21 protein-coding genes and 1 other RNA gene are annotated in these 25,090 nt (G+C 55.7%); 8 read left to right on the top strand and 14 right to left on the bottom strand.

The genetic code is table 11. The features are described from left to right. Positions 1-10: 10 nt before the first annotated feature. Both SK47_RS18975 and SK47_RS18970 read right to left on the bottom strand, forming a co-directional pair. The gene (locus SK47_RS18975) at positions 11-406 is read right to left on the bottom strand and encodes a YraN family protein (RefSeq protein ID WP_003861751.1); all 396 of its coding nucleotides are present in this window, start codon (positions 404-406) and stop codon (positions 11-13) included. Then, positions 364-2,502: a penicillin-binding protein activator gene (locus SK47_RS18970; protein WP_048244938.1), complete on the bottom strand. Its 2,139-nt coding sequence runs from the start codon at positions 2,500-2,502 to the stop codon at positions 364-366. The genes SK47_RS18975 and SK47_RS18970 overlap by 43 nt, the downstream gene beginning before the upstream one ends. Positions 2,503-2,563: 61 nt before the next feature. Between SK47_RS18970 and rsmI the strand changes: the two genes are divergently transcribed. Continuing rightward, entirely contained in the window at positions 2,564-3,427 is an 864-nt protein-coding gene (gene rsmI, locus SK47_RS18965; protein ID WP_000809144.1) for a 16S rRNA (cytidine(1402)-2'-O)-methyltransferase, read from the top strand. A 67-nt stretch (positions 3,428-3,494) separates the two neighbouring features. Here rsmI and SK47_RS18960 read toward each other — a convergent pair whose 3' ends face one another. The 11 genes from SK47_RS18960 to kbaZ form a co-directional block, all read right to left on the bottom strand. Then, complete coding sequence (locus tag SK47_RS18960) at positions 3,495-5,384, bottom strand: alpha-galactosidase (RefSeq protein ID WP_003861746.1); 1,890 nt, start codon at positions 5,382-5,384, stop codon at positions 3,495-3,497. 16 nt (positions 5,385-5,400) lie between these two features. Then, positions 5,401-6,573, bottom strand: a complete 1,173-nt coding sequence (locus tag SK47_RS18955; protein WP_003861744.1) for a MalY/PatB family protein — start codon at positions 6,571-6,573, stop codon at positions 5,401-5,403. A 12-nt stretch (positions 6,574-6,585) separates the two neighbouring features. Then, positions 6,586-8,157: a maltose/glucose-specific PTS transporter subunit IIBC gene (gene malX / locus SK47_RS18950; RefSeq protein WP_003861742.1), complete on the bottom strand. Its 1,572-nt coding sequence runs from the start codon at positions 8,155-8,157 to the stop codon at positions 6,586-6,588. 117 nt (positions 8,158-8,274) lie between these two features. Continuing rightward, entirely contained in the window at positions 8,275-9,147 is an 873-nt protein-coding gene (gene kbaY, locus SK47_RS18945) for a tagatose-bisphosphate aldolase subunit KbaY (protein WP_003861740.1), read from the bottom strand. A gap of 12 nt (positions 9,148-9,159) precedes the next feature. Continuing rightward, positions 9,160-10,302 (bottom strand): SIS domain-containing protein, encoded by a 1,143-nt coding sequence (locus tag SK47_RS18940; protein ID WP_003861737.1) that lies wholly within the window; start codon positions 10,300-10,302, stop codon positions 9,160-9,162. Between the two features lie 246 nt (positions 10,303-10,548). Beyond that, on the bottom strand, positions 10,549-11,682 hold the full coding sequence (gene nagA, locus SK47_RS18935) for an N-acetylglucosamine-6-phosphate deacetylase (protein WP_045331547.1): 1,134 nt from the start codon (positions 11,680-11,682) through the stop codon (positions 10,549-10,551). Continuing rightward, a complete protein-coding gene (agaF, locus tag SK47_RS18930; RefSeq protein ID WP_003861734.1) occupies positions 11,679-12,113 on the bottom strand; it encodes a PTS galactosamine/N-acetylgalactosamine transporter subunit IIA in 435 nt (144 codons plus the stop codon). Before agaF ends, nagA begins: the two co-directional genes overlap by 4 nt. 17 nt (positions 12,114-12,130) lie before the next feature. Beyond that, on the bottom strand, positions 12,131-13,009 hold the full coding sequence (gene agaE / locus SK47_RS18925) for a PTS N-acetylgalactosamine transporter subunit IID (protein WP_022651905.1): 879 nt from the start codon (positions 13,007-13,009) through the stop codon (positions 12,131-12,133). Next, entirely contained in the window at positions 12,999-13,778 is a 780-nt protein-coding gene (agaW, locus tag SK47_RS18920) for a PTS N-acetylgalactosamine transporter subunit IIC (RefSeq protein ID WP_003861730.1), read from the bottom strand. The genes agaE and agaW overlap by 11 nt, the downstream gene beginning before the upstream one ends. A gap of 10 nt (positions 13,779-13,788) precedes the next feature. Further along, positions 13,789-14,262, bottom strand: coding sequence for a PTS N-acetylgalactosamine transporter subunit IIB (gene agaV, locus SK47_RS18915; RefSeq protein WP_003861728.1), 474 nt, complete (start codon positions 14,260-14,262; stop codon positions 13,789-13,791). A gap of 19 nt (positions 14,263-14,281) precedes the next feature. Continuing rightward, a complete protein-coding gene (gene kbaZ, locus SK47_RS18910) occupies positions 14,282-15,589 on the bottom strand; it encodes a tagatose-bisphosphate aldolase subunit KbaZ (RefSeq protein ID WP_048244935.1) in 1,308 nt (435 codons plus the stop codon). 239 nt (positions 15,590-15,828) lie between these two features. Between kbaZ and SK47_RS18905 the strand changes: the two genes are divergently transcribed. Beyond that, the gene (locus SK47_RS18905; RefSeq protein WP_003861724.1) at positions 15,829-16,632 is read left to right on the top strand and encodes a DeoR family transcriptional regulator; all 804 of its coding nucleotides are present in this window, start codon (positions 15,829-15,831) and stop codon (positions 16,630-16,632) included. A 541-nt stretch (positions 16,633-17,173) separates the two neighbouring features. On the opposite strand, the gene garD is transcribed toward SK47_RS18905, so the two are convergent. Then, complete coding sequence (gene garD / locus SK47_RS18900; protein WP_048244933.1) at positions 17,174-18,745, bottom strand: galactarate dehydratase; 1,572 nt, start codon at positions 18,743-18,745, stop codon at positions 17,174-17,176. A gap of 367 nt (positions 18,746-19,112) precedes the next feature. Between garD and garL the strand changes: the two genes are divergently transcribed. The 6 genes from garL to tdcB all read left to right on the top strand — a co-directional run bounded on the left by garL (position 19,113) and on the right by tdcB (position 25,085). Then, positions 19,113-19,883 (top strand): 2-dehydro-3-deoxyglucarate aldolase, encoded by a 771-nt coding sequence (gene garL, locus SK47_RS18895; RefSeq protein WP_045332928.1) that lies wholly within the window; start codon positions 19,113-19,115, stop codon positions 19,881-19,883. A gap of 21 nt (positions 19,884-19,904) precedes the next feature. Further along, the gene (garR, locus tag SK47_RS18890; protein ID WP_017382435.1) at positions 19,905-20,795 is read left to right on the top strand and encodes a 2-hydroxy-3-oxopropionate reductase; all 891 of its coding nucleotides are present in this window, start codon (positions 19,905-19,907) and stop codon (positions 20,793-20,795) included. Between the two features lie 56 nt (positions 20,796-20,851). Further along, positions 20,852-21,997, top strand: a complete 1,146-nt coding sequence (gene garK / locus SK47_RS18885; RefSeq protein WP_048244932.1) for a glycerate 2-kinase — start codon at positions 20,852-20,854, stop codon at positions 21,995-21,997. A gap of 32 nt (positions 21,998-22,029) precedes the next feature. Then, positions 22,030-22,406, top strand: an RNA gene (gene rnpB / locus SK47_RS22750) — RNase P RNA component class A. Positions 22,407-23,078: 672 nt separating this feature from the next. Next, complete coding sequence (tdcA, locus tag SK47_RS18880; protein ID WP_003862670.1) at positions 23,079-23,999, top strand: transcriptional regulator TdcA; 921 nt, start codon at positions 23,079-23,081, stop codon at positions 23,997-23,999. Between the two features lie 96 nt (positions 24,000-24,095). Beyond that, complete coding sequence (gene tdcB / locus SK47_RS18875; RefSeq protein WP_048245108.1) at positions 24,096-25,085, top strand: bifunctional threonine ammonia-lyase/L-serine ammonia-lyase TdcB; 990 nt, start codon at positions 24,096-24,098, stop codon at positions 25,083-25,085. Positions 25,086-25,090 lie beyond the last annotated feature (5 nt).

The raw sequence follows: 25,090 nt of genomic DNA, 5'->3' as shown, positions 1-25,090 counted from the left end.
AAAATCTTATTTATGCGTCTTCGCCAAACGCGTTTTTAAGCCAGTCGATCGCATTTCCGGTGAAGGCTACCACATCGAAACGGCAATCCACAGTATCAAAACTCCCATTATGGCGGGCAAGCCACAAGTGGGCAGTCTGTAATAATTTTTGTTGTTTGGCGAGCGTCACGCTGGCGGCAGCACCGCCAAAACGGGACGACTGTCGGTAGCGAACTTCAACAAACACGATGGTCTGACCGTCTTTCATGATCAGGTCAATCTCGCCGCCGCGCCCGCGAACGTTGGCGGCGACAAAGCGCAGTCCTTTGCCTTCAAGCCAGCGACGCGCCTTTAACTCCCACGCGTCGCCGGTCTGTTTACGGCTTAACTGGCCGGGACAATCTGCCCCTGCTGGTATTTGAGCCATGATAACTTCCTGTTAATCACACAATCCTGATCGGCGGTCAGATCGCCGGTATTCCCGTTAAGCTCGAAGCCCGGTACCTGGCGCATCTGGGTGAAGTGGTTTGCCAGCGCCCAGGCATCGACGCCCATCGCGTACAGACGCGCCAGGGAATAGTCATTGCGCACCGCGCCCAGCGCCTGCTGCATCAACTGCGGGTTGCTGCCTGCCAGCATCGGGATCTCGCTGTATTGCAGTCCTTCCATTTCCAGACGGAAATCCGGGCCTGCGGTACCCTGTGCGCTGCGTGAGCTGGCGTAGAGCGTTGCGCCGCTCTGGCTGCCGTTACGCATGGCGATCATCGGTTTGATAAAGGCGATCTCTTCCGGCGTAGCGACGATGTACGCCGAATCCACTTTACCGCCGCCGCTGATTTGCGCGTCGGTAGGGGGCGCTGGGATCGTCAGACCGCCGATGGTGACGCTCTGCTGCTGCGGCAGGCTGGCGGATACCGGGCTACCGTTGAGGGCAATACCTGCCCCGCCGTTCACGCCCGCTCTCAGTTCGGCAGCTGAGCCAAATTTCTGCTGCAACACCACGCCACCGCCAAGGGTCTGCCACTCTTGCGCAAACGCGTTGGCAACGCGATCGCCCAGCGTGCTGCGTGGGATCAGCAGCAGCGGCGCCTGCTTGCCCTGCTCGTGAATATGACGGGCCGCATCGCGGGCTTCATCCTCCGGAGAGAGGGCGAAGTAACAGATATTGGCGCGGTTCTGAACCTGCTCAGGCTGGTTAAGCGCCAGCACGTTCAGCGTGGTGTCGCTCTTCATCAGCGCTTCCACGTTGTTTTTCAACAGCGGGCCGACAACGATGCTGGCCCCGTCCTGCTGAACCTGCGCCAGCACCTGGTCAAGCGGCTGGGCGCTGGTGTCGTAGATTTTCAACTCTGCACCAGGGTTAGCGCTGGTGGTGGCCACAGCCTGCGGCTGGGTTGCTGGCTGCTGTTCCGGCTGCGCGGTTTGCGGCTGAGGTTGTTCTGCCGTCGCGGGCACCGGTGTTTCAGCCGGGGCCTGTGTTGCCGCAGGCGCAGGGGGAGCGGGCTGCGTCGTTGGGGCGGTAACCGGATTCTGCATGGTGCCCTGCGCAGGGGTTTGCGCGGTGGTCAGGTCGCTGGTTTCGGCGGCGGACGGGCTGACAACGTCATTCACATTCGCCGCCTGTGCTGCCTGGGTCGGAACCGCGCTACCGCTGACGGCGGTAGTGCCGTTTTTCGCGGCTTCGAAACCTTGCTGAATGGCGCGACCAAACACCGCTGCCTGACCGTTTAACGGCAGCAGTAGGGCGATTTTGCTGGTGGAGGCGGGCTTAAAGTTTTGCACGTTCACCAGCTGCGTTGGCAGCATTTTCGCTCCCGGGTTTTGCGGGTAACGCTTTTGCCAGTCGGTAATGCCAGCTTTCAGCATGTTCGGATCGCTGCGGTTGTTGAACCACATCTGTTGCAGATCCAGCCAGCCTTGCAGAACATTTTCATCGGCGTTGATTACCAGCGCTTTGGCCTGATCCTGGGTCATGGAGGCGAGCGCCTGCCAGGTTGCATCAATATTTTTTTGCTTGTCCGCACCCGCGAGCAGAGGCTCCTGGGCTATCAGCGCGCGGAGTAGCGTCAGGGAAGGGCGGCCCTGCTCAGCGGTGATACCGGCCTGCCAGAAACGGGCCTGCTGGTTTTTATCCAGCGTGCTGAGATCGATGGTGCCGAGGATCTTCTTCGCGCCGTCGTAATCTTTTTGCGCGACCTTCAGTTCTGCTGACAGCAGCGTCTGCTCATGGCGCTGAGTGTCGTTAAGATCCTGCGGCAGCTGGCTGAACAGCTCGGCGGCCTGCTGGGTTTTCCCTTCTTTCAGCAGTGCACGAATGGCGAGTAATTGCCAGTTGATCCTGGTATCATTTGTACTCTGCGACATTTGTTGCAGATAAAAGCCAGAATCAGCCTGAGCGGATCCCTGCATATGAGCAGTGCTCTGGTCAGGTGCCTGGGTGCCGCAGCCGGTAAAGATCAGGGCTGCCAGCAGGAGGGGCACGCTGTGCGCGGCTTTTTTACGAAGAAACGTTAACGGTACCATACTGTATCCAGTGATTTTTTTACGCAATGCTCAATATTAAATCGGCAATACGGACGAAACAATGAAACAACACGAAACGGCAGATAATTCTCAAGGCCAGCTTTATATTGTACCTACTCCTATCGGGAATTTGTCTGATATTACCCAACGTGCGCTCACCGTATTGCAAGCTGTTGATTTAATTGCTGCTGAAGACACCCGTCATACCGGTTTACTGCTACAACACTTTGCCATTAACGCCCGTTTGTTTGCCCTGCACGATCACAATGAGCAACAAAAAGCCGAAACGCTGGTGGCGAAGCTTAAAGAAGGGCAGAACATCGCGCTGGTCTCCGATGCGGGAACGCCGCTGATCAACGATCCGGGCTACCATCTGGTACGCACCTGCCGTGAAGCAGGCATCCGCGTTGTGCCGCTGCCCGGGCCGTGCGCGGCCATTGCGGCGTTAAGCGCTGCGGGCCTGCCGTCCGATCGTTTCTGCTACGAAGGCTTCCTGCCTGCTAAATCCAAAGGCCGTCGCGATGTATTAAAGGATCTGGAAGCTGAACCGCGTACGTTGATCTTCTACGAATCAACTCACCGTCTGCTGGAAAGCCTGGAAGATATGGTGACCGTCTGGGGCGAAGGGCGCTACGTGGTGCTGGCGCGCGAGTTGACCAAAACGTGGGAAACCATTCACGGTGCGCCGGTTGGCGAACTGCTGGCGTGGGTGAAAGAGGATGAAAACCGCCGCAAGGGCGAAATGGTGCTGATTGTTGAAGGGCACAAAGCGCAGGAAGACGCTCTGCCTGCCGATGCGCTGCGTACGCTGGCTCTGCTACAGGCTGAACTCCCCCTGAAAAAAGCGGCGGCGCTGGCGGCGGAGATCCACGGCGTGAAGAAAAATGCACTGTATAAATATGCGCTGGAGCAGCAGGGGGAGTAAGCCCCTGCCGCCTGTTTTGCCGGGTGGCGGCTTCGCCTTACCCGGCCTACACCGTGTCAGAGCCTCACTATTTCCCCGGCATCGCCTCAAATACCAGCGTTTCCAGCGGTTGCAGCGTAATTACCACAGCGTTTTTATACTCCTCTGGTACGGTCGAATTACTGCCGTACACGGCTTTCAGGGTAAACTGCGAACGCTCTCCTGCCGGGATCTCAAAATCTTTGGTTAAATCCAGGTAGTAACGTTGCGGCTTATCCGACGGGTTGCGTAGGCCAAAAATCGCTTTGTCTTTACTCCATGAGGCCCAGCCGTAAACCTGAAGCGAAGTTGGGTCACCGCCAATCCAGTGAGTATCCACCAGCACGCTGGCATTCTCACGCGACCATTTCGCCGCCTGCGCCAGGGTATCCCACTTCGCCTTATTCAGCATGGACGGCGTGATGTACAGCTCCTGAAGCTGAGTTCCGGTTGCGAAGTAGCTCCAGACCTGATCGGCAAAATCGCTGTCTGTTTGCACTTTCTCGAGTCCATAGTAAGCGTTCTCTGCGCTGACGATCCCGTGGTACATCAGTGAGTTCAGCGGGAACAGAGGACCTTTGCGCACGATGGATCGCCAGGTTTCGGCATCGCGGTAGGTCATCCACTGCTGCACTGGCGTGCCGGGGCCGTACAGGTTGATATCATCGCCCTGACGCCAGATTGAATCAGCATAGAACAGCCAGGACGGGCTGGCGTCGGTGCCGGTGGTCAGGTTGATAAACAGGTTCGGGTTTGCGCTGCGCATGTTGTGCAGCAGGGCAATGGATGCGTCAAAATCCGATGCAAATGGGCTGCCCTTGATATGCGAATTGGCGTTACCCATTCCGTCGAGCTTGAACGAGGTAATGTGCTCGTTTTTGATCAGCTTAATGATCTGATCGTTAAAGTTTTTAAAATAGTTCGGCCCCGACAGCGCCAGCTTGCCGTCTACGGTTTCAAAACCATACTCTTTTGCATGCGAGACGCGAATATCGCGCGGCTTGTTGTATCCGCCCCACGGAGAAAGCCACAGCCCAACCGAGCTGTGCAGGCTGTCGGCTTTTTCCCTGACTTTGCCAAAACCGTTGCTGAATGCCGGGCCAAAAAGCCAGCGTCCGGTGCGATCGTCCCAGCCATCGTCCAGCAGGAACGCGTCCAGCGCCACCCCGCGTCCGGCAATAAATTCTTTATTCCATTCGTCCATCCGCCCAATGACATCCTGCTCGGAGTAAGGGGTAAAGAAACCGATGTCCATCCAGCTGTTGTAGTGCAGATAAGGCTTATAAGGCCGCGGACGCACGGCATCGATAAACTGGTTTACGCTGCGGCGCAGCTGATTAGTTTCCGGGAAAGTGCCGAACCAGGTGGTAAAACTAACCGGTGTCTCAGGCAGAATTGGCGTTCTCAGCTCCACGTTGAGGTTCGTGGTGGCTTCATAAGCGTAAGTATTCACAATCGGTTTGTCTGGCAGGATGAAGAACGAGTCGGCCACGATTGGCGAGCTGTTAATCGCCCCGTCAACGTAAGGTGCCTGAGACTGCTTCTTCGTCGGGAAGAAGGTAATTTTCGCTACCTCCTGCGGCTGCCCGACGGCGGCGATGGTGTAGCCGATGCTGGCGTATTTTCCCTTCACCAGGTTCAGTTTCACCGTTACGTTAAAATCCGGATGCGTAAAGTCGATGACTATCGCATTGTCCTGCTTTTCGACGTGCTTGATTTTGAAATCAGCGGTGTGGATTTTTGTTTCATCCGGCAGCGTCAGAAAGAACAGCTCCTGGGGCGTGAGCGGATGGTTAGCTTTGCTGTCCGTTACTACTACCGTTGCATTTGCATCATCAAACGAAAGGGCAATATTGTCGTTACTGAGCGCGTAGTTTGCTGCCGCCGCGCCGTGAGAAACGCAGAGAGCCAGCAGCGAGAGAGTGAGCATTTTTTTCATCGGGGTAAGATCCTTATCAGTAATGCTTCAGCATTCGGTTGATGGACTGTTCCAGCCAGTAGCGCTGGGTGCCGAAGTTAATACGCAGGTAGTTTTCGCCGTTTTGTACGTAGTGGCTGCCATCTTCGATGACCACGCCAGCCTGTTTGGCGAAATGTTGGGTTAGCGCCGTCGCACTGCGATCGTCCGCACTGACGTCTATCCAGGCGAGATACGACGACTCCGGGTTCATCATCTTCCATGCAGGGAAGTGGGTCTGGATGGCATCCGCAAGGTAGCGGGCATTGCCGCGCAGATAACCATTCAGCGCGTCGAGCCATGGCAGAGCCTGCTGATAGGCCAGAATAATTCCCCACACGCCGAAGATATTGGGCGAGGTAATGGAGTTCTTCTCCAACTGCTGGCGGAAACGCTGGCGCAGCGAATCGTCTGGAATTATCGAGTAGGATGTTTTTAGCCCGCCAAGGTTGAACGCTTTATTGGGGGAGGTCAGCACAATCAGGTTGTCCTGGGCGGCACAGCCCGAAGTCAGACAGCTGACGAATGTACCGTCCAGAATGTGCTCGGCGTGAACCTCATCAACCACCAGAATCGTGCCGTAGCGCTTACAGAGATCGGACACCTGGCGTATCTCATCCGCGCGCCAGATTCGGCCTGAAGGGTTATGCGGCGAGCAGAAGAACCACAGTTTTGGACGGTGAGTTTTGAGCTGAACTTCAATCAGATTAAAATCCAGGTGATAGCGGTTTTCCTTCACGCTCAGCGGATTTGCAAGCACCCGCACGCCCTGTCGCTGTGTCGCCATCGCAAACGGGTCATACACCGGGGTGTTCATCATCACGCAGTCGCCGGGTTTGCAGAACGCCTGAACCGTATAGTGCAGCGTGGAAACGGTGCCGTAGGTCAGGGTGATCCATGACTTATGCACCTCAACCTGATGACGGGTGCGCTGGAAGGCGATGACCGCATCGTAGAATTCGTCGAAGCACCAGGTGTAACCGAAGGTGCCATGCTCCACGATGCGCTGGAAGCCTTCAATCACGGCGGGTGGCGAGGTGAAATCCATGTCTGCTATCCACAGCGGGATAAATCCCTCCGGGACATCACCGAAACGCGAGCACACAAACGCATGATCCCATTTACGGCATTTATCGCTTTTACGCTCAATGATTCTGTCGAAATCAAACACAACGTCCCCCTGTTAAATTAAGGCTTCAATGCCGGATTTGACGCTCTGCACCTGCGGGCCGATGATCACCTGAACGCTGTGGGCATCAAGCACCACGACTGACAAGGCGCCCGCGGCCTTCAGCGCCTGCTGGTCGATAAGCCCCATATCTTTCACCACCAGACGTAAGCGGGTGATGCAGTTGTCGAGCGACTCAATATTCTCTTTACCGCCAAGCGCGCGAAGAATAAGCCCATGATCGTATTTTGATTTTCCACGTGCCCGGGTATTGGCTTCCACCGCCTGGAGCGCACCCTGCGCGTCAACCTCACGGCCCGGCGTTTTAATATCGTGCCTGAGGATGTACCAGCGGAAGACGAAGAAGTAGATAGCAAACCAGGCCATACCCACCGGGAACAGCAGATACCATTTGGTCGACATCCCCTGCATGACGCCGAAGATCAGCAGATCCAGAATACCGCCGTCGGTGTTGCCGATAGTGACGCCGAGAAGCGCCATCACCATCAGCGCCAGGCCAGACATAACGATATGAAACGCGTAAAGCACAGGGGCAATAAACAGGAACAGGAACTCAATCGGCTCTGAAATACCCGTGACAACTGAAACCAGCACGCCAGAAAGCAGCAGCCCTTTAATCACCGGACGGTTTTCCGGACGCGCGGTGCGGTAGATAGCGTAAGCCACGGCAGGCAGGCCGAAGATAAAGGTCGGCATAAACCCTTGCGATAAAAATGCCGTAACGTGCGGGCTAAACGGCAGGCCGGCTTTCAGCTCGGCGTAGAAAATGTTCAGCGCACCGGCCACTTCCTGGCCGTTAACCATCTCAATGCCGCCCGCCGGGGTGAAGCGCACCATCGCCAGCAGGATGTGGTGCAGGCCAAAAGGTTTGAGCAGCAGTACGCCCACGCCATACAGGAACGGCCCAAAGACGCTGGTGCTCTGGATGATATGACCAATCCCGGCAATGCCCATTGCCACATATTCCCACAGCAGGGGGATGAACAAGCCGACCAGCGACAGGGTGAGGGCGGTAACAATCGGTACAAAACGAATGCCGCTAAAGAAGGCAAACGCGTCGTGCAGCACCGTGTCCTGGAAGCGTTCGTGCAGGAAGTAGGTGATCACCCCTACCACAATGCCGCCGAGCACGCCCATCTCCAGCGTTTGAATACCAAGCACGATGGATTGTCCCACCTGTCTCATGGTGGCGGCATCCGCAAGCTGGTGGGTGGCGGTCAGGTAGTAGTTGATGCTCATGTTCATCAGCATGTAGCCAACGAATCCGGCAAAAGCGCCCACCGCTTTATTACGTCTGGCAAGGCCCATCGGGATCGCCATGGCAAACATCAGCGGCAGATAGGTAAAAGCAAAGCCGCCGACCATGGCGATAAAACCAAAGGTGAGCTGCGTTAACTCGCCGCCCAGAAAGGGAAAACTTTTGATGGTGGAAGGGCTGGTGACAGAACTACCGATACCTAACAACAACCCCATAAAGGCCAACAGCGAGACTGGGAACATAAACGTCTTTCCCAGGCTCTGGAAAAACTCCCACGCTTTCGATTTAAACGACTTTTCCTGTGTCATGTAGGGACTCCTCGGATTTTTAGGATAATGGAAGGCGCTGTCCGGCTTAAGGACGCGCCTTCATATTTGCGAGGCTTATAGTTATTTTTTTAGGTACTAGCGTTATGCGCGATGGGTTCAGGCTTCAGCCGGAAGCAGCAGCCGGTTCGCCGAGCCGCAAACGGTGATTTTGCTTCTGACCACCTCTTTCATGGCATCCATGCCGACGCGCATGTAGAAGCGCGGATCGTTGCCCTGTGGGTTCTCGGCAAACCAGGCTTTGACTGCGTCAGAGAAGGCGATTTTCAGCTCTGTTGCGACGTTAACTTTGCAGACGCCCAGCTCAATGGTGCGGCGCACATCCTCATCCGGCACATCGCTTGCACCATGCAGCACCAGCGGCACTGTCACTACCTCGCGGATCTCGGCCAGCCGCTGGAAGTCGATTTTTGGGCGTTTGGTATAGAGACCGTGCGCGGTACCGATGGCGACGGCGAGGCTGTCCACGCCTGTCAGTTCGACAAAGCGTTTTGCTTCCTGCGGGTCGGTCAGGAACGCGCTTTCGGCGTCGACGCTCATGTCATCTTCCACCCCACCCAGTCGGCCCAGTTCGGCCTCGACGCTACAGTCGTTGAGGTGGCAGAAATCGACGACCGATTTCACCAGCTTGACGTTTTGTTCGAAGGGGTAATGGCTACCGTCGATCATTGCGCTACGTACGCCGGCATGGACTTTGCGGCGAATGTCGTCCAGCGATTCGTGGTGATCGAGGTGTAGCGCCAGCGGCATGTCATAAGTAAGGGAATACGCGCTGCACAAGGCGTAAATCTCTTCCAGCGCAATATGTTTAAACGTCCCCGGCGTACCCGCGAGGATCACCGGCGATCGCATTTCGCTACAGACTTCGAGGATCGCCTGGATCGTCTCGGCGTTATGGATGTTAAAGGCCGGAACGGCATAGCCCTTCGCCTGTGCGTCCTGCAAAAGATATTTGGTAGAAATAATACTCATGAGCCTGTCCTCTTAAGCCTGCCACGGATGAATAACGACGCCCTGGACCACACGGTTAACCGTACCGCTGGCGGATGGCGTATCCGGCGTATTGCCAACGTGCAGAGACTGGGTCAGTGCGAAGACCTGGGCGTACATCAGGAAGCAGAACGCCTGCTCCATATCGTTAAATGAACGGGAAGGCGGCAGCAGGATATGCGGGCCAGCTTCAATGACCGGATCCGTTTCGGCTGCAATGGCTACCACGCGCATAGCCTGACGATCGCGTCGCAGCTCGGCGAGCAGATCCAGATCGTACTGACGCGTGTACGGATGGCTGGAGACAAACACGACGACCAGTGTTTCGTTGTCCACCAGCGACTTAGGCCCGTGACGGAAACCCGTTGGCGAATCGTAGAATGCCGCCAGCTTGCCGGCGGTCAGCTCCAGCACCTTCAACGCTGACTCCCGTGCGGCGCCCTGTAATCCACCGCTGCCCAGATAAACAATGCGTTTCCACGGTTCGTTACCAAAGACGCCGGGGCTGAAATCGCCAAGCGACGTGAGGATCGCCTGACAGCGATCGGACACGTCGCGGAACGTTTTGCTGTTGATCGTTTCCGGTGCGAATACCGCCAGGCAGCTCGCCATCATGGTGGTGATGCTGCTTGTCATCGCGAACCCGCGATCGTGCGTTTCGGCTGGCATGAGCAGAGCGCAGGCGTTATCGCTGTCGACGGCATTCTGATACAGGCTGCCCGCTTCATTACAGGTGATCGACAGGTGGTAGCACTCCGGAACAAACTGATTCGCCAGCTCAACGGCAGCGACGCTCTCCGGGCTATTGCCAGAACGGGCGAAAGAGACCAGCAGCAGCGGATGCGCAGGGCTGAAGTAATCCATCGGGTTGGTGACCAGATCGGTCGTAGGTATCGCGGTGATATTTTTTCTCGTGTGGCTGGCAAGCCATGGCGCAATGATGTCGCCGATAAAAGCAGACGTACCCGCGCCGGTCAGAACGATCCGCAGATCGGGCTTGCGCAACAGTGGCGTCAGAAAACTGTCGATCGACGCGCGCAGGTTATCAATATTGTTGAGCGAGCGAAGCCAGCTGGCTGGCTGCTGGCGGATCTCTTTTTCGGTCCAGGTGCCGGTGGTGGTAGTGGTTTGTGGCATAACTCAGTCCTTAGTCGTGTGAATTCCACATCAGACGCTGGCAAATGTGTCGCTATCTTTCGTTTCGTTTCACTTGTTTACTTTAGCAGTTAAAGAAAATCTATAGAAAAGAAATCGAAAGTTCAATGGCGAAAAAGAAATAAAACGAAAAGTGTGATCGCGAAAGGAAAGGCGAAGATCAAGGAAAGGAAAAGAAAGGCCTTACGATCGTCTTCCGTAAGGCCAACAGAGCACACTGTGAAGGGGCTACAGGGAAAGAGCCTGACCCTGGATCCAGATCTGCCGGAGGTGTAAACCCGCATCGAGCGCAATAATATTGGCGCGTTTGCCTGGTGCTAACGATCCCAGCAGGTGATCCATACCGAGCAGACGGGCGGGATGCAGCGAGGCCATATGGATAGCGTTTTCTGGGGCGACCCCCGTATGCTCCACCATATTTCGCACGGCGGCATCCAGCGCGAGCGTGCTGCCCGCCAGCCCGCCCGAGGCCGTGCGGACAACGCCGCCCTGCATCTCGACATTTTCACCACACAACGTATAGCGCCCATCAGGCATACCCGCCGCCTGCATGGCATCGGTAATCAGCACTGTACGATCCTTCGCGCAGCAACAACATAGCCGCATGGCTCCAGGATGAACGTGATGCCCGTCGGCAATAAGCTCCAGCCACGCGCGTGGGTCCGTAAGCCCGGCGCCAACCATGCCCGGCTCCCGGTGGTGTAATCCCGTCATGCCGTTGTAGCAGTGCACCAGCCCGTCTGCGCCTGCATCAAATGCGGCCAGGGTTTGCGCGTATGTAGCGGCGCTGTGGCCCAGCATGACGCGTATCCCTTTTTGCTTGAGGTGATGGATCGCCTTCAGGGCATCCACTTTTTCCGGAGCAAGCGCCACCACCCGCAGCGTGTTCTGCGAAACCGCAATCAGCTCATCAAGTTCCGCGAGATCCAGCTCGCGAAACAGTTCTGGCGGGTGCGCCCCTTTGTTCTGCGGTGTAAAGTACGGGCCTTCCAGATAGCTGCCCAGGAGCTGCGCGCCGGGGCCACCGGCATGACAGCGCCGGGCAATGCGCCGTAACGCGCCATGGATCGCCTCCAGCGAAGCGGTGACGGTGGTAGGCAGAAACGCCCCTACGCCTTCACGCGCTTTATGTAAGGCTAACCGGTCCAGCACGTCGGGGGCATCATCCATCACATCCACACCCGCGCCGCCGTGGACGTGGATATCAATGTATGCCGGGCAAAGCAGGTCTGCCTCGCGGGTGTTAACCCCTGCCGGAATCGGCTCGATGGCGGTGATGACGCCTCTATCCATACGCAGCTGATGGTCATCCAGCCAGCCTTGCCCGGTAAGCAGACGACGCGCGCGCAGCAGCTGGCTCATATCCCTTCCTCGGCGGGCGCTTCCTCGCGACAGCGTGCAAGTTCATCCACCAGGCTGGTCAGGCCGCGATGGCCGCACTCCAGCGCCTGCAAACGAAAGGCTTCACTGCTTAATCCGTCGCGCTCCAGAACCATCTCCAGCAAAAGCTGGAGATTGGTGCCGGTAATCACTTCGCTGCCGGGGCGCTGCATCGCGAGGGTAGAGGCCACACGAAACGGCGTACCGCCGAGAAGATCGGTGAGAAACACGATATCGTGCTCTGCATCCAGTTCATTCACTGCCTGCTCAAGCTGCGCGGTCAGCCGCGCAGTGGTGGAGCTTTCCGGAAAATCGATGGCGATAAACTGCGGCTGTTCGCCGAGGATTTGCTTCATCGCCTGTTGCAGGCCGCTGGCAAAACCGCCGTGACCCGTCAAAATAATGCCTAACATCGCAACCTCTTTGCTTTTTACAGGAAGTGACAGAATTTACCGACAACGCCCAGCACCACGGTGATACCAATCAGGCGCAGTGGGCTCCAGCCACGGCGTACCAGCCAGAACATGATCAGGGTGTAGACCAGTGGCAGAAAGGCGGGCATCAGTTTGTCGATCACATCGGTTTGCAGTTTGACGACCGCGTCCCCGGCTTTAATCTCGAGTGTGGTATTCAGGCGCACATAGGTTGCCACCAGCGCGCCAATCACTGTCATTCCGACAATGGACGCAGCATGACCAACCTTTTTGGTGTTGGCCTTGATCAGCGGGATCGCGGCGACACCCATTCGGTAGGCATAGTGCGCCAGACCAAAACGCAGGCCGAGATGCACCACGTTAAACAGAACGATAAAGACAACGGCGCCAAGAATGGATCCCTGTAGCGCCAGGCTGGCGCCAATCCCCCCGCAAATGGGCAGCAGGGTCAGCCAGAACATGGCGTCACCAATGCCACCGAGCGGTGCGCCAACGGCAATTTTAGTGCTCTGGATGCTGTTCACATCCTGCTTGGAACGCTCCATTGCCAGAATAATGCCGATGACGAAGGTCACCAGAAACGGGTGGGTGTTAAAGAAGCCCATATGGCCTTTCATGGCGCGCGCCAGGTCCCGCTTATTGGTGTGGATCTTTTTCAGCGCGGGCAGTAGCCCATACAGCCAGCCGGAGGCCTGCATACGCTCGTAGTTAAACGAGGCCTGTAGCAGCATGGAACGCCAGGCGACACGGTTAATATCCTTTTTCGTTAGCTCAGCGCCAATACTCTGATCTTCGTAGACGTTTTCATTCACGCCGGTCAGCAGTGTCTCTTCACTTTCAGACACGCCCGGCAGGGTGGTGTGATTAGATGCCATCTTCAAATTCCTCTTTCTGGGCCGCAGGCGCCGTGGGTTCAGGCGATTTGCGCAGCAGGTCGATCAGCGCCATCGCCAGTGCAGCCGCGGCAATCGCCAGCACCGGGAGTTTCAGCCAGGCCGCGGCGACAAAGCCGATAATGAAGTAAGGGATGTAAACGTTTTTCATCATGATCTTCAGTAGCACGGCGAAGCCGATCGCTGGCATGATGCCGCCCGCGACGCCGAGACCGTCGATCAGACGTTCCGGCAGCACGTCAATGGCGGTTTTCGCATGTTCAGCGCCGAAGTAGATGGGCAGAAATGCGCACAGGAAGTAGAAGACGCCGAGCGCCAGCAGTGCAAGATAGTTGACCCGTTCAATACCACGGGTGTCTGCGTTAGCCGCCATGCGATCGCAGCGGGACATCACGCCGGACATCACCGAGAAGAGGAAGGTGATCCCCATCTGAACCGCCACGGCAAACGGCACGGCGACCCCAACGGCGACATCCGGCTTCACGCCTGTAGTAATGGCAAATGTGGTGCCAACGATGGTGCCGATAATCACGTTTGGCGGCTGCGCGCCCGCCAGCGGCGCGAGTCCCATCCAGACCAGTTCTAATGTACCGCCGGTCAGAATTCCGGTGTGCAAATCGCCCAGAATCAGGCCAACCAGTGGCCCGAGCACCACTGGACGGTGCATGTGTGTTAAGCCGTTAAACATATCCAGGCCCGCTATAAAGGCGAGAAGCCCCAGCGCGAAAGCCTGCAACAGACTGATTTCCATTGTGAATCCCTCAGAGCAGTTTAAAGAGATCCAAAGCAGTCTCTGTTGGAACGCCCTGAACGAAGCATTCCACTCCGGCCGCCTTCAGGCCGTTAAACGCGGCGATATCGTTCGCGTCTACAGATACCGTTTTGGCAATTTGCTGTTTGCCACTGGCGTAATGCATATTTCCGACGTTAATACGGGTGATGGGCACGCCGCCCTCGACCAGCGTTAAAAAATCAGCCGGTGTTTTACAGACCAGCAGAATTTTCTGCCGGTCGGCGGCGCGATGAATGTTGTCGATCACTTTTTGCAGAGACCAGAAACGCACGGCGATGCCTTCCGCAAGCACCATCTCCATCAGGTTTTGCTGAACCGGATCGTCTGCAACCTCGTCATTTGCCACCAGCACCAGGTTCGCCCCCGCAAACCCCACCCACTGTACGCCCACCTGACCGTGGATCAGGCGTTCATCAATGCGGCATAAGACAATGTTTGGCATAGCGTTTTCCTCTTTTTAATTATGCGTGTTGAGTCGTTACGCCTTCGCAGGCGGCATGGTACTGATGGAGTATGTCCTGAATGTGGTCGAGGATGAGTTCCCGTGGTGTGGAGCTGAGAGCACCATCGCGAACTTTGCTGTACTGCAACGGCAGATACTGGCTGATCAGCGGCAGCGGGATCGGTTCATCCGCCAGGTTGCGTACCAGCCGCTCAAAGGCGTCGTCAATCTGGCTGTCTGGCCAGTAATAGCGCACGCGGTCGGAATAGCTGTAACCGCGGGCCAGGCGACGGGCATTGCCGTCGCCGTGATAGTGGCTTTGCCAGTATTCCGGGCGATCGAGCATCACGTTTTCCAGGACGTGACGCAGCCCTGAGCAGGCTTTTGCCGGCAGCAGCTCTTCTTCAATTGCTGCCAGTGAGAACAGCGCTTCGCGCAGCGCGAAGGTTAGCGCAGGGCCGACTTTCAGAATGGCGAAGTGATCTTTCACCAACTGGCGCAGCGCCTGCGGCGTCTGGTAATCGGTAGAGTGTGCTTCAAATACCAGCGTGTCGTAGGCTTCAACCATCTTGCTCAGCGCGACGGCTTTATGCGGTTGATAGTCACAAACGTGCGCATGGTCGAACTCAACGCCAGGCTGAACGACCAGGCCAATAATGCGCGGCCAGATGTCGCTTAACCCTTCCTTCTCGAATGCGTGGCGGTGTGCCTCAAGCGTGGCGCGTGCCGCCTCTGGCGTGGTGACCTCAAGCTCGGTCAGCGTCTCGTGTGCCCCACCGGGAACCGGAACTTCCGTGCCGATAACGTAGACCAGATCGGCTACGCCAAATTGCTCGAGACAGGTGGTTTCGGCAATTTTAGCCAGCCGAGCGGCACGCCCGGCAACGATTGCATCGGTTAAAGGAACCGGGTCGTCTTCGCAGGACATGCTGCAATCGAGGTGAATTTTTTTAAATCCGGCCGCCACGTAGCTTCTGATCAGAGCGTCGGCGTTCGCCATCGCCTGCAAAGCTGGCAGGTTTTGCCAGCGGTTTGGACCTAAATGATCGCCGCCAAGGATCAGCTGTGAGGTGGGGAAACCGAGGGATCCCGCCAGCTTGCAGACAAACCCATAAAAATCGGCGGGCGTCATACCGGTATAGCCGCCAAACTGATCCACCTGGTTTGAGGTGGCTTCAATCAGCAGAGGCGTCTGTTGTGAATGGGCGTAACGTATTGCAGCTTCAAGTACCAGTGGATGTGCGGAACAGACGGCATAAATCCCGTTTGTATTCCCCCGTTTATGTTGTTCCACCATTTCTGTCAGATGTTTCACTTTCCTCTCCATTTCGGATGGTGTTGGCATTCATCTTTCGTTTTGTTTCATTTGATACTGCATTATGGTGATGTAAAAATAAAACGAAAGATAATAGTTTTCCGATCTGTTTCACAAAAGAAACATAATGAAAGGTTTCAGCGGCGATTAAGCTTGCGTCCGCCTCCCATACAGGGCTTGCATTCCCTCAAAAGAAAGGCGTTAATAAGAAAAACGAAATGAAACGAAAGTTTATTTACTAAGGAGCTCGTATGAGCAGCACCGATTCATCCGCAGAGAAGCGCATCACCGGCACCAGTGAAAGGCGAGAGCAGATCATTCAGCGGTTGCGGGCGCAGGGAAGCGTGCAGGTTAACGATCTTTCTCTTTTATTCGGCGTGTCGACGGTGACGATCCGTAATGATCTGGCCTTTCTGGAAAAGCAGGGGATTGCCGTTCGCGCTTACGGCGGCGCGCTGATTTGCGAAGGCAATGCCCCCGGCGTGGAGCCATCCGTTGAGGACAAAAGTTCCCTTAATACGGCAGTGAAGCGCAGCATCGCGCAGGCGGCGGTTGAACTGGTGAAGCCGGGTCACCGCATTATTCTGGACTCCGGCACCACAACCTTTGAAATTGCCCGCATGCTGCGCCAGCACACCGATGTCATTGCCATGACCAACGGGATGAACGTGGCAAACGCGCTACTGGAAGCGGAAGGCGTAGAGCTGCTTATGACCGGCGGGCATTTGCGCCGTCAATCACAGTCCTTCTACGGCGACCAGGCGGAGCAGTCCTTACAGAATTACCATTTTGACCTGCTGTTCCTGGGCGTCGATGCCATCGATCTCGACCGGGGGGTGAGTACGCACAACGAGGATGAAGCCCGTCTGAACCGCAAAATGTGCGAGGTGGCGGAGCGTATTATCGTTGTCACTGACTCCAGCAAGTTTAACCGTTCAAGCCTGCATAAAATCATTGATACTCAGCGAATCGACATGATTATTGTTGATGAAGGCATTCCGGCGGAAAGCCTGGAAGGGTTACGCAAAAGCGGGATCGATGTGGTGCTGGTCTAAAGAGGCTTTTCCCCTCACCCTAACCCTCTCCCCATAGGGGAGAGGGTTCCCCAGTAATTTGAAAGCAAAAACTATAACGTTGCCTCAGAATAACTGAGGGCTTTCAGCGATGCCTCGGTCCGGCTGTAAATCGCTGAGGCGTTTCCTGTAGGCCGGGGCGAGGCGCAGGGATGCGCCGAGAGGGCGGGCTTTACAGGGATGTTACCTCCGCCCGTCCCCGATAAGCCGGAAGGAATAAGCCGAAGGCACCGCGAAGCGGCGATTTTCCGCCGGAAGCCCGGGTCGCCAGGGTGGTGGCGATTGAGCCACCCTGGCACGTTCACCGGTCATGTCGTGACAGAGTAGCAAGGAACATAAAGTGAACGGAATGACCACCAGAGCCGTATGTTTCCCCTCACCCCAGCCCTCTCCCTCAAGGGAGAGGGGGCCGTCTGTGCAGGCATTATTTTGTGGGGAACCCTCAGCCCCATAGGGGAGAGGGGACTGCTCGGTGCGGTTTTTTACCCTCTCCCCGGTGGGGAGAGGGCAGGGTGAGGGACAATCACGTCACCGGCGCCGGGTTAAACACCGCCAGCGAGTTATGCAATCCCCATTGATCGGAGAAGGTTTTCTTCCGCCCGCTTGCCACATCCAGAATGAAGTGGAACAGCTTCCAGCCCACCTCTTCAATACTCTCTTCCCCGGTGGCGATGGTGCCCGCGTTGATATCCATTAAGTCATACCAGCGGTTTGCCAGCTCGGTGCGGGTCGCCATTTTGATCACCGGTACCGCCATCAGGCCGTACGGCGTGCCGCGCCCGGTGGTAAAGACCTGTACCGTAATGCCGGAAGCCACCTGCTGGGTGCCGCAAACGAAATCACTGGCAGGCGTTGCCGCGTAAATCAGGCCGCGTTTGGTTGGTCGCTGGCCAGGGGAGAGCACTTCCACAATCGCGCTCTGGCCGGATTTGGCAATCGACCCGAGGGCCTTTTCCACCACGTTCGCGAGGCCGCCTTTCTTGTTACCCGGAGACGGGTTGGCGCTGCGGTCAGTTTTGCCCATGTCGAGATAGTTATCGTACCAGGCCATTTCCTCCAGCAGGCGTTTGCCCACCTCTTCGTTGACGGCGCGCGGCGTGAGCAGGTGGATAGCATCACGTACTTCGGTGACTTCGGAGAACATCACCGTGGCGCCGCAGCGCACGAACAGATCGGAGGCATAACCTACCGCCGGGTTAGCGGTGACGCCGGAAAACGCATCGCTGCCGCCACACTGTGTCCCAACGACCAGTTCAGAGGCCGGGCAGGTTTCACGCTGGCGTTTGTTCAACTTCTCCAGATGGCGCTCTGCCACCTGTAAAATGTCGTCGACCATCGATCTGAAGCCGACATGGTGTTCATCCTGAAGACGCACAACACTGGCATCGTCAACCGGAATGGCTTTCACATCCTCAGTACCCTGCAACAGGCGTTCTGGCTGCAATTTTTCACAGCCGAGACCAATCACCATGACCTCACCGCCAAAGTTTGGGTTAAGGGCGATATTGTGAATCGTGCGGATCGGCACGACCGCTGCCGGCGCGTTGATCGCCACGCCGCAGCCGTACAGGTGGTTAAGACCCACCACGCCGTCAACGTTGGGGTATTTCGGCAACAGATCGCGCTCAATAATTCTCACAACGTAATCCACTACGCCCGCCACGCAATGCACGCTGGTGGTGATGCCAAGCAGGTTTTTGGTTCCCACGCTGCCATCCGCATTGCGGTAACCTTCGAAGGTATAACCCTCCAGCGGAGGCAACGGCTCAGGGACGCGGGTAGCCAGCGGCAACGTCTCCAGCGGCGGGGCGGTGGGCAGCTCAACCAGCGACTCCTCAATCCAGCTACCCTGCGGGATAGCGCGCACCGCATAGCCGATGACTTCGCCGTAGCGCACGATTTCACCGTGAGCCGGGATATCGACCAGTGCGACTTTATGCCCCTGCGGAATGTGCTCAATCAGCTCCAGGCCATCCGGAAAGCGGGTGCCAGCTTTTAAGCCATTGTCGTTGACAATAATCGCCACGTTATCAGTATCGTGCACTTTTATATAGAACGCCGTCGGCGACGCCTGTCGAATTTCAATATCGGCCATTGTTCACTCTTCTCCAGCAAAATATCTGATACTAAATATAGCCAGATGGTTAATCGTTTCTTATTGAGGAAATAAAGAATGTCAGGAGAGGAAAAGTGAGAATGTGATCGCGATCACTCCCGAAACACTAATCGTTGATTTTGTGCATCAGCGCCCACTGCATTGGGCAAATGCTCAAAATAGCGTGTTACTCCCGCTGGATAATTGAGCATTGAGACAATGTGCTGCCGGGTGGTGACGATTATACTGAATGACGATTTTATAACGCCAAAATTCAGTCAGGAAAATAAATATAACGCTGACGCTGAGTCGGAATAAATAAGAAAAGTTACTGGCTAAAACTGCGGAATTAAAAAAGGTATAAGTAATGAGTAACGACATCTTCCCGAATAAATTTAAAGCGGCCCTCGCGGCGCACCAGATTCAGATTGGCTGCTGGTCTGCGCTGGCCAACCCCATCAGCACCGAAGTGCTGGGCCTGGCCGGGTTCGACTGGCTGGTGCTGGACGGCGAACATGCGCCAAACGATATCAACACGTTTATTCCGCAGCTGATGGCGCTGAAAGGCAGCCACAGCGCGCCGGTGGTGCGTGTGCCCACCAACGAGCCGGTGATCATCAAGCGTCTGCTGGATATCGGCTTCTACAACTTTCTGATCCCGTTTGTTGAAACGGAAGAAGAAGCGGTGCTGGCCGTGGCGGCGACCCGCTATCCACCGGAAGGGATCCGCGGCGTGTCCGTCTCGCACCGCGCCAACATGTTTGGCACCGTGCCGGACTATTTCTCCCAGTCCAACAAGAACATCACCATTCTGGTTCAGATCGAGAGCCAGCAGGGGGTCGATAACGTCGACGCTATTGCCGCGACGGAGGGCGTCGACGGCATTTTCGTCGGCCCGAGCGATCTGGCGGCCGCCTTTGGTCATCTGGGTAACGCCAGCCATCCGGATGTGCAGCGCGCAATTCAGCACATTTTTGCCCGTGCCAAAGCGCACGGTAAACCGTGCGGCATTCTGGCGCCAGTGGAAGCCGATGCCCGCCGTTACCTGGAATGGGGCGCAACGTTTGTCGCCGTCGGCAGCGATCTCGGCGTATTCCGCGCCGCCACGCAGAAATTAGCGGACGCTTTTAAAAAATAACCATCATTGAGGAAACAGATTATGACGCTGAAAGTGGGTTTTATTGGCCTGGGTATCATGGGCAAACCAATGAGCAAAAACCTCATCAAAGCAGGTTACTCACTGGTGGTTTTAGATCGTAATTCAGACGCGGTGGCAGAGGTGATTGCGGCTGGCGCAGAAACGGCGACAACCGCAAAAGCAATTGCTGAGCAGTGCGACGTGATTATCACCATGCTGCCAAACTCCCCGCACGTGAAAGAGGTGGCGCTGGGTGAGAACGGCATTATCGATGGCGCGAAGCCGGGTCTGGTGGTGATCGACATGAGTTCTATCGCACCGCTGGCAAGCCGCGAAATCAGCGAGGCGCTGAAAGCGAAGGGTGTGGAGATGCTGGATGCGCCAGTCAGCGGCGGCGAACCGAAAGCCATCGACGGCACCCTGTCGGTGATGGTAGGGGGCGATAAAGCCGTGTTCGACAAATACTACGACCTGATGAAAGCCATGGCTGGCTCCGTGGTGCACACCGGTGAAATTGGCGCAGGCAACGTCACCAAGCTGGCAAACCAGGTGATTGTGGCGTTGAACATCGCGGCTATGTCGGAGGCGCTAACGCTGGCCACCAAAGCGGGCGTTAATCCGGATCTGGTCTATCAGGCCATTCGCGGTGGTCTGGCGGGCAGCACCGTGCTGGATGCCAAGGCGCCGATGGTGATGGATCGTAACTTCAGGCCGGGCTTCCGCATCGATCTGCACATTAAGGATCTGGCGAATGCGCTGGATACCTCCCACGGCGTGGGGGCGCAGCTGCCGCTGACTGCCGCCGTCATGGAGATGATGCAGGCGCTGCGTGCGGATGGTCTGGGCACCGCCGATCACAGCGCGTTAGCGTGCTATTACGAAAAGCTGGCGAAGGTTGAAATTGCTCGCTAATGACGTCCTGCCCGGTGGCGTTACGCTTACCGGGCCTACGGCTCAGGCATACAACTATGAAAATCGTAATCGCGCCAGACTCTTATAAAGAAAGCCTGTCTGCCACTGAGGTGGCGCAGGCGATAGAAAAAGGATTTCGGGAAATTTTCCCCGATGCTCATTACGTGTCTGTTCCCGTTGCTGACGGCGGAGAAGGTACGGTTGAAGCGATGATCGCTGCGACGCAGGGCACCTGGCAGCAGGCTGTCGTCACCGGCCCGTTAGGGGAAAAGGTGAAGGCCAGCTGGGGGATCTCGGGCGACGGTACCACCGCGTTTATCGAGATGGCCGCCGCCAGCGGCCTGGTGCTTGTTCCTCCCGCGCAGCGTAACCCGCTGGTCACGACGTCGCGCGGGACGGGGGAGCTGATCCTCCGCGCGCTGGATAAAGGCGCGCGCAACATCATTATCGGTATCGGCGGGAGCGCAACCAACGATGGGGGCGCAGGCATGATGCAGGCGCTGGGCGCGAAGTTTACGGATGCGAACGGGACGGAGATCGGCTACGGCGGCGGCAGCCTGATGGCGCTTAACCGGATTGATATTTCGGATCTCGATCCGCGTCTTCAGGGGTGCGCAATCCGTGTCGCCTGTGACGTGACGAATCCGCTGGTCGGTGAAAGCGGCGCGTCGCGTATCTTTGGACCGCAAAAAGGCGCCACGGAGGAGATGATCCTCGAACTCGACGCCAGTCTTAGCCACTATGCCGAAGTGATCAAAAAAACGCTGCGCATTGACGTCAACCGGGTTCCGGGGGCAGGAGCGGCGGGCGGCATGGGCGTGGCGCTGATGGCCTTCCTGGGCGCAGAGCTGAAAAGCGGCATTGAGATTGTCACTCAGGCGCTCAATCTTGAAGAACATATTCACGACTGCACGTGGGTGCTGACGGGGGAAGGGCGCATCGACAGCCAGAGCATAAATGGCAAAGTGCCCGTCGGCGTGGCGAGCGTCGCCAAAAAATACCATAAGCCAGTGATAGGGATTGCCGGAAGTCTGACGCAGGATGTGGGTGTGGTGCATCAGTACGGCATCGATGCGGTGTTCAGCGTACTGACCCGCATCGGCTCACTGGAAGAGGCGTTCCAGGGCGCGTATGACAACATTTACCGCGCCTCGCGGAATATCGCGGCCACATTGCAGGTAGGCATGCGTAGCCAGGGGTGACAGCGACGCGCAAACCCTCTATACTGCGCGCCGAAGCTGACCAGACAGTCGCCGCTTCGTCGTCGTCCCTTTCGGGGGAGACGGGCGGAGGGGAGGAAAGTCCGGGCTCCACAGGGCAGGGTGCCAGGTAACGCCTGGGGGGGAAACCCACGACCAGTGCAACAGAGAGCAAACCGCCGATGGCCCGCGCAAGCGGGATCAGGTAAGGGTGAAAGGGTGCGGTAAGAGCGCACCGCGCGGCTGGTAACAGTCCGTGGCACGGTAAACTCCACCCGGAGCAAGGCCAAATAGGGGTTCACATGGTACGGCCCGTACTGAACCCGGGTAGGCTGCTTGAGCCAGTGAGCGATTGCTGGCCTAGATGAATGACTGTCCACGACAGAACCCGGCTTATCGGTCAGCTTCAACTTCTTACGAAACCCCGCTTCGGCGGGGTTTTTGCTTTCTGAAGGTTGCAGGTCGGGTAAGCGAAGCGCCAAACGACATCAATTCTCAATTTTGCGACGCTAAGCACGTTTCACTATTTGTTCGGCTGCGTGTTCCTCTCATCTGCTGCGCATGATCGTAATCACAAAATTTAACGCTATAAAATTAGAAAAATTTAGTGTTGAGCAGATGTTGTAAATGTTTAGTCAGTGATGCCGAATGTTATTCATTTGATAATTTAATATTGAATCTAAAAACATTCTTCTGGTGAATGTGTGATATATCCCACTCTTTAACCGGAAAGTGAATAAATACTCCTGGTAAAGTTGATAAACCACAAAAATGTTTTAAAGGAATAATGGTGTTTTATTAATCTTTAATTGCCTGAAAGATAGCCTTTATTAATATTTTTAAGGCAAAAAAATTCACGCTGGTTATTGCCATAAAATAAATTTATTACCGCGTTTTTTATTGATCAATGTCAGCGTAAATGCGTATTTTTATTGTGATAAATCTTTGATTTATAAAGATATAAATAGTTTTCTGGTGCGACTGAAAACAGAGCGTCCTGGCAAATTGTGAGTAACAGCACATACCCCCTGAAACAATATTGGGTAGAATCCGCTGCGTCATAGGGAAATAAGCGCAGAATATTATGAATACTATTATTCTACCGAAAACTCAGCACCTCGTGGTATTTCAGGAAGTCATCAAAAGTGGCTCCATAGGTTCTGCTGCAAGACAACTGGGGCTGACGCAACCTGCCGTCAGCAAAATCATCAGCGACATCGAATCTTACTTTGGGGTGGAAGTGATGGTGCGTAAAAACACCGGCGTAAAACTCACTGCTGCCGGTCAGGTGCTGCTGTCCTACGCTGAGTCGATCACCCGCGAAATGAAAAACATGGTAAGCGAGATCAACAGCCTCAGTTTCAGTACCGTCATGGACGTCTCCTTCGGCTATCCGTCGCTGATTGGCTTCACCTTCCTGTCCGGGATGATCAAAAAATTCAAGGAAGTGTTCCCGAAGGCACGCGTCTCAATGTATGAAGCGCAGCTCTCTTCATTCCTGCCCGCCATTCGCGATGGCCGGCTGGATTTCGCCATCGGTACGCTGAGCGACGGGATGCAGCTTCAGGATCTTCACGTTGAGCCACTGTTTGAATCCGAGTTTGTGCTGGTGGCGAGTAAATCACGAACGTGCACCGGCCCGACCAGACTGGCATCGCTCACGCACGAGCAGTGGGTGATGCCGCAAACCGATATGGGCTACTACAACGAACTTCTGACCACCCTGCAAGACAACCACATCAGCATTGAAAACATCGTCCAGACCGATTCCGTCGTCACCATCTATAACCTTGTCCTCAATGCCGATTACCTGACGGTGATCCCCCGTGACATGATTGCGCCATTCGGCTCGGACCAGTTCATTGTCCTGCCGGTGGAAGATGAATTACCCGTGGCGCGTTATGCCGCCGTGTGGTCAAAAAATTACAGTATTAAAAAATCGGCGTCAGTATTAGTGGAACTGGCAAAACAATATTCGTCGATGAATACCGAAAAACGACGATAGAAATAATGATGATTTAAAACACCCGGAGCGACGCTTTTTAACGCTCTGTTACCCTGACTTTGCCTGAAAACAATGAATTATTATAACGAGGATATTATGCACATTACTTACGATCTCCCGGTGACCATTGAAGATATTCAGGACGCCAGAAAAAGACTGGCGGGAAAGATCTATAAAACCGGTATGCCGCGCTCAAATTATCTGAGCGAACGGTGTAAGGGTGAGATATTCCTGAAATTTGAAAATATGCAGCGTACCGGTTCGTTTAAAATACGTGGGGCGTTTAATAAATTAAGCTCGCTGACCGATGCGGAAAAACGCAAGGGCGTGGTGGCCTGTTCCGCAGGGAACCACGCGCAGGGGGTCTCTCTCTCCTGCGCCATGCTCGGCATCGACGGCAAAGTAGTGATGCCGATGGGCGCGCCGAAATCCAAGGTTGCCGCCACGCGCGACTACTCTGCCGAAGTGGTGCTACACGGCGAGAACTTTAACGACACCATCGCCAAAGTGAGCGAAATAGTCGAGATGGAAGGGCGCATTTTTATCCCGCCTTACGACGATCCGAAAGTGATCGCCGGTCAGGGCACCATCGGCCTGGAGATCCTCGAAGATTTATATGACGTGGATAACGTGATTGTCCCCATCGGCGGCGGCGGTTTAATTGCCGGTATTGCGACAGCAATTAAATCCATCAACCCAACTATCAATATTATCGGCGTGCAGTCTGAAAACGTGCACGGAATGGCGGCATCGTATCAGGCCGGTGAAATAATGAACCACCGCATTACCGGCACATTAGCAGACGGTTGCGATGTGTCTCGCCCGGGTAATTTAACCTTCGAAATTGTTCGTGAATTAGTCGATGACATTGTGCTGGTCAGCGAAGACGAGATTCGCAACAGCATGATCGCGCTTATTCAGCGAAATAAAGTGGTCACGGAAGGTGCTGGCGCACTGGCGTGCGCGGCGTTATTAAGCGGCAAGCTGGACCACTATATCCAGGGCCGTAAAACCGTCTGCATTATTTCCGGCGGCAATATTGATCTCTCCCGTGTTTCCCAAATTACCGGCTTCGTTGACGCATAAAGGAT

This window comes from Enterobacter sp. BWH52 (assembly GCF_001037565.1).
GTDB lineage: Bacteria > Pseudomonadota > Gammaproteobacteria > Enterobacterales > Enterobacteriaceae > Enterobacter > Enterobacter hormaechei_C.
This window is presented reverse-complemented; position numbering and strand designations above follow the sequence as displayed.

Bases quoted from the DNA above. Each gene is read 5' to 3' on its own strand.
- SK47_RS18975 (WP_003861751.1), bottom strand. From the start codon at position 406: ATGGCTCAAATACCAGCAGGGGCAGATTGTCCCGGCCAGTTAAGCCGT.
- SK47_RS18970 (WP_048244938.1), bottom strand. From the start codon at position 2,502: ATGGTACCGTTAACGTTTCTTCGTAAAAAAGCCGCGCACAGCGTGCCC.
- rsmI (WP_000809144.1), top strand. From the start codon at position 2,564: ATGAAACAACACGAAACGGCAGATAATTCTCAAGGCCAGCTTTATATT.
- SK47_RS18960 (WP_003861746.1), bottom strand. From the start codon at position 5,384: ATGAAAAAAATGCTCACTCTCTCGCTGCTGGCTCTCTGCGTTTCTCAC.
- malX (WP_003861742.1), bottom strand. From the start codon at position 8,157: ATGACACAGGAAAAGTCGTTTAAATCGAAAGCGTGGGAGTTTTTCCAG.
- kbaY (WP_003861740.1), bottom strand. From the start codon at position 9,147: ATGAGTATTATTTCTACCAAATATCTTTTGCAGGACGCACAGGCGAAG.
- SK47_RS18940 (WP_003861737.1), bottom strand. From the start codon at position 10,302: ATGCCACAAACCACTACCACCACCGGCACCTGGACCGAAAAAGAGATC.
- nagA (WP_045331547.1), bottom strand. From the start codon at position 11,682: ATGAGCCAGCTGCTGCGCGCGCGTCGTCTGCTTACCGGGCAAGGCTGG.
- agaF (WP_003861734.1), bottom strand. From the start codon at position 12,113: ATGTTAGGCATTATTTTGACGGGTCACGGCGGTTTTGCCAGCGGCCTG.
- agaE (WP_022651905.1), bottom strand. From the start codon at position 13,009: ATGGCATCTAATCACACCACCCTGCCGGGCGTGTCTGAAAGTGAAGAG.
- agaW (WP_003861730.1), bottom strand. From the start codon at position 13,778: ATGGAAATCAGTCTGTTGCAGGCTTTCGCGCTGGGGCTTCTCGCCTTT.
- agaV (WP_003861728.1), bottom strand. From the start codon at position 14,262: ATGCCAAACATTGTCTTATGCCGCATTGATGAACGCCTGATCCACGGT.
- kbaZ (WP_048244935.1), bottom strand. From the start codon at position 15,589: ATGGAGAGGAAAGTGAAACATCTGACAGAAATGGTGGAACAACATAAA.
- SK47_RS18905 (WP_003861724.1), top strand. From the start codon at position 15,829: ATGAGCAGCACCGATTCATCCGCAGAGAAGCGCATCACCGGCACCAGT.
- garD (WP_048244933.1), bottom strand. From the start codon at position 18,745: ATGGCCGATATTGAAATTCGACAGGCGTCGCCGACGGCGTTCTATATA.
- garL (WP_045332928.1), top strand. From the start codon at position 19,113: ATGAGTAACGACATCTTCCCGAATAAATTTAAAGCGGCCCTCGCGGCG.
- garR (WP_017382435.1), top strand. From the start codon at position 19,905: ATGACGCTGAAAGTGGGTTTTATTGGCCTGGGTATCATGGGCAAACCA.
- garK (WP_048244932.1), top strand. From the start codon at position 20,852: ATGAAAATCGTAATCGCGCCAGACTCTTATAAAGAAAGCCTGTCTGCC.
- tdcA (WP_003862670.1), top strand. From the start codon at position 23,079: ATGAATACTATTATTCTACCGAAAACTCAGCACCTCGTGGTATTTCAG.
- tdcB (WP_048245108.1), top strand. From the start codon at position 24,096: ATGCACATTACTTACGATCTCCCGGTGACCATTGAAGATATTCAGGAC.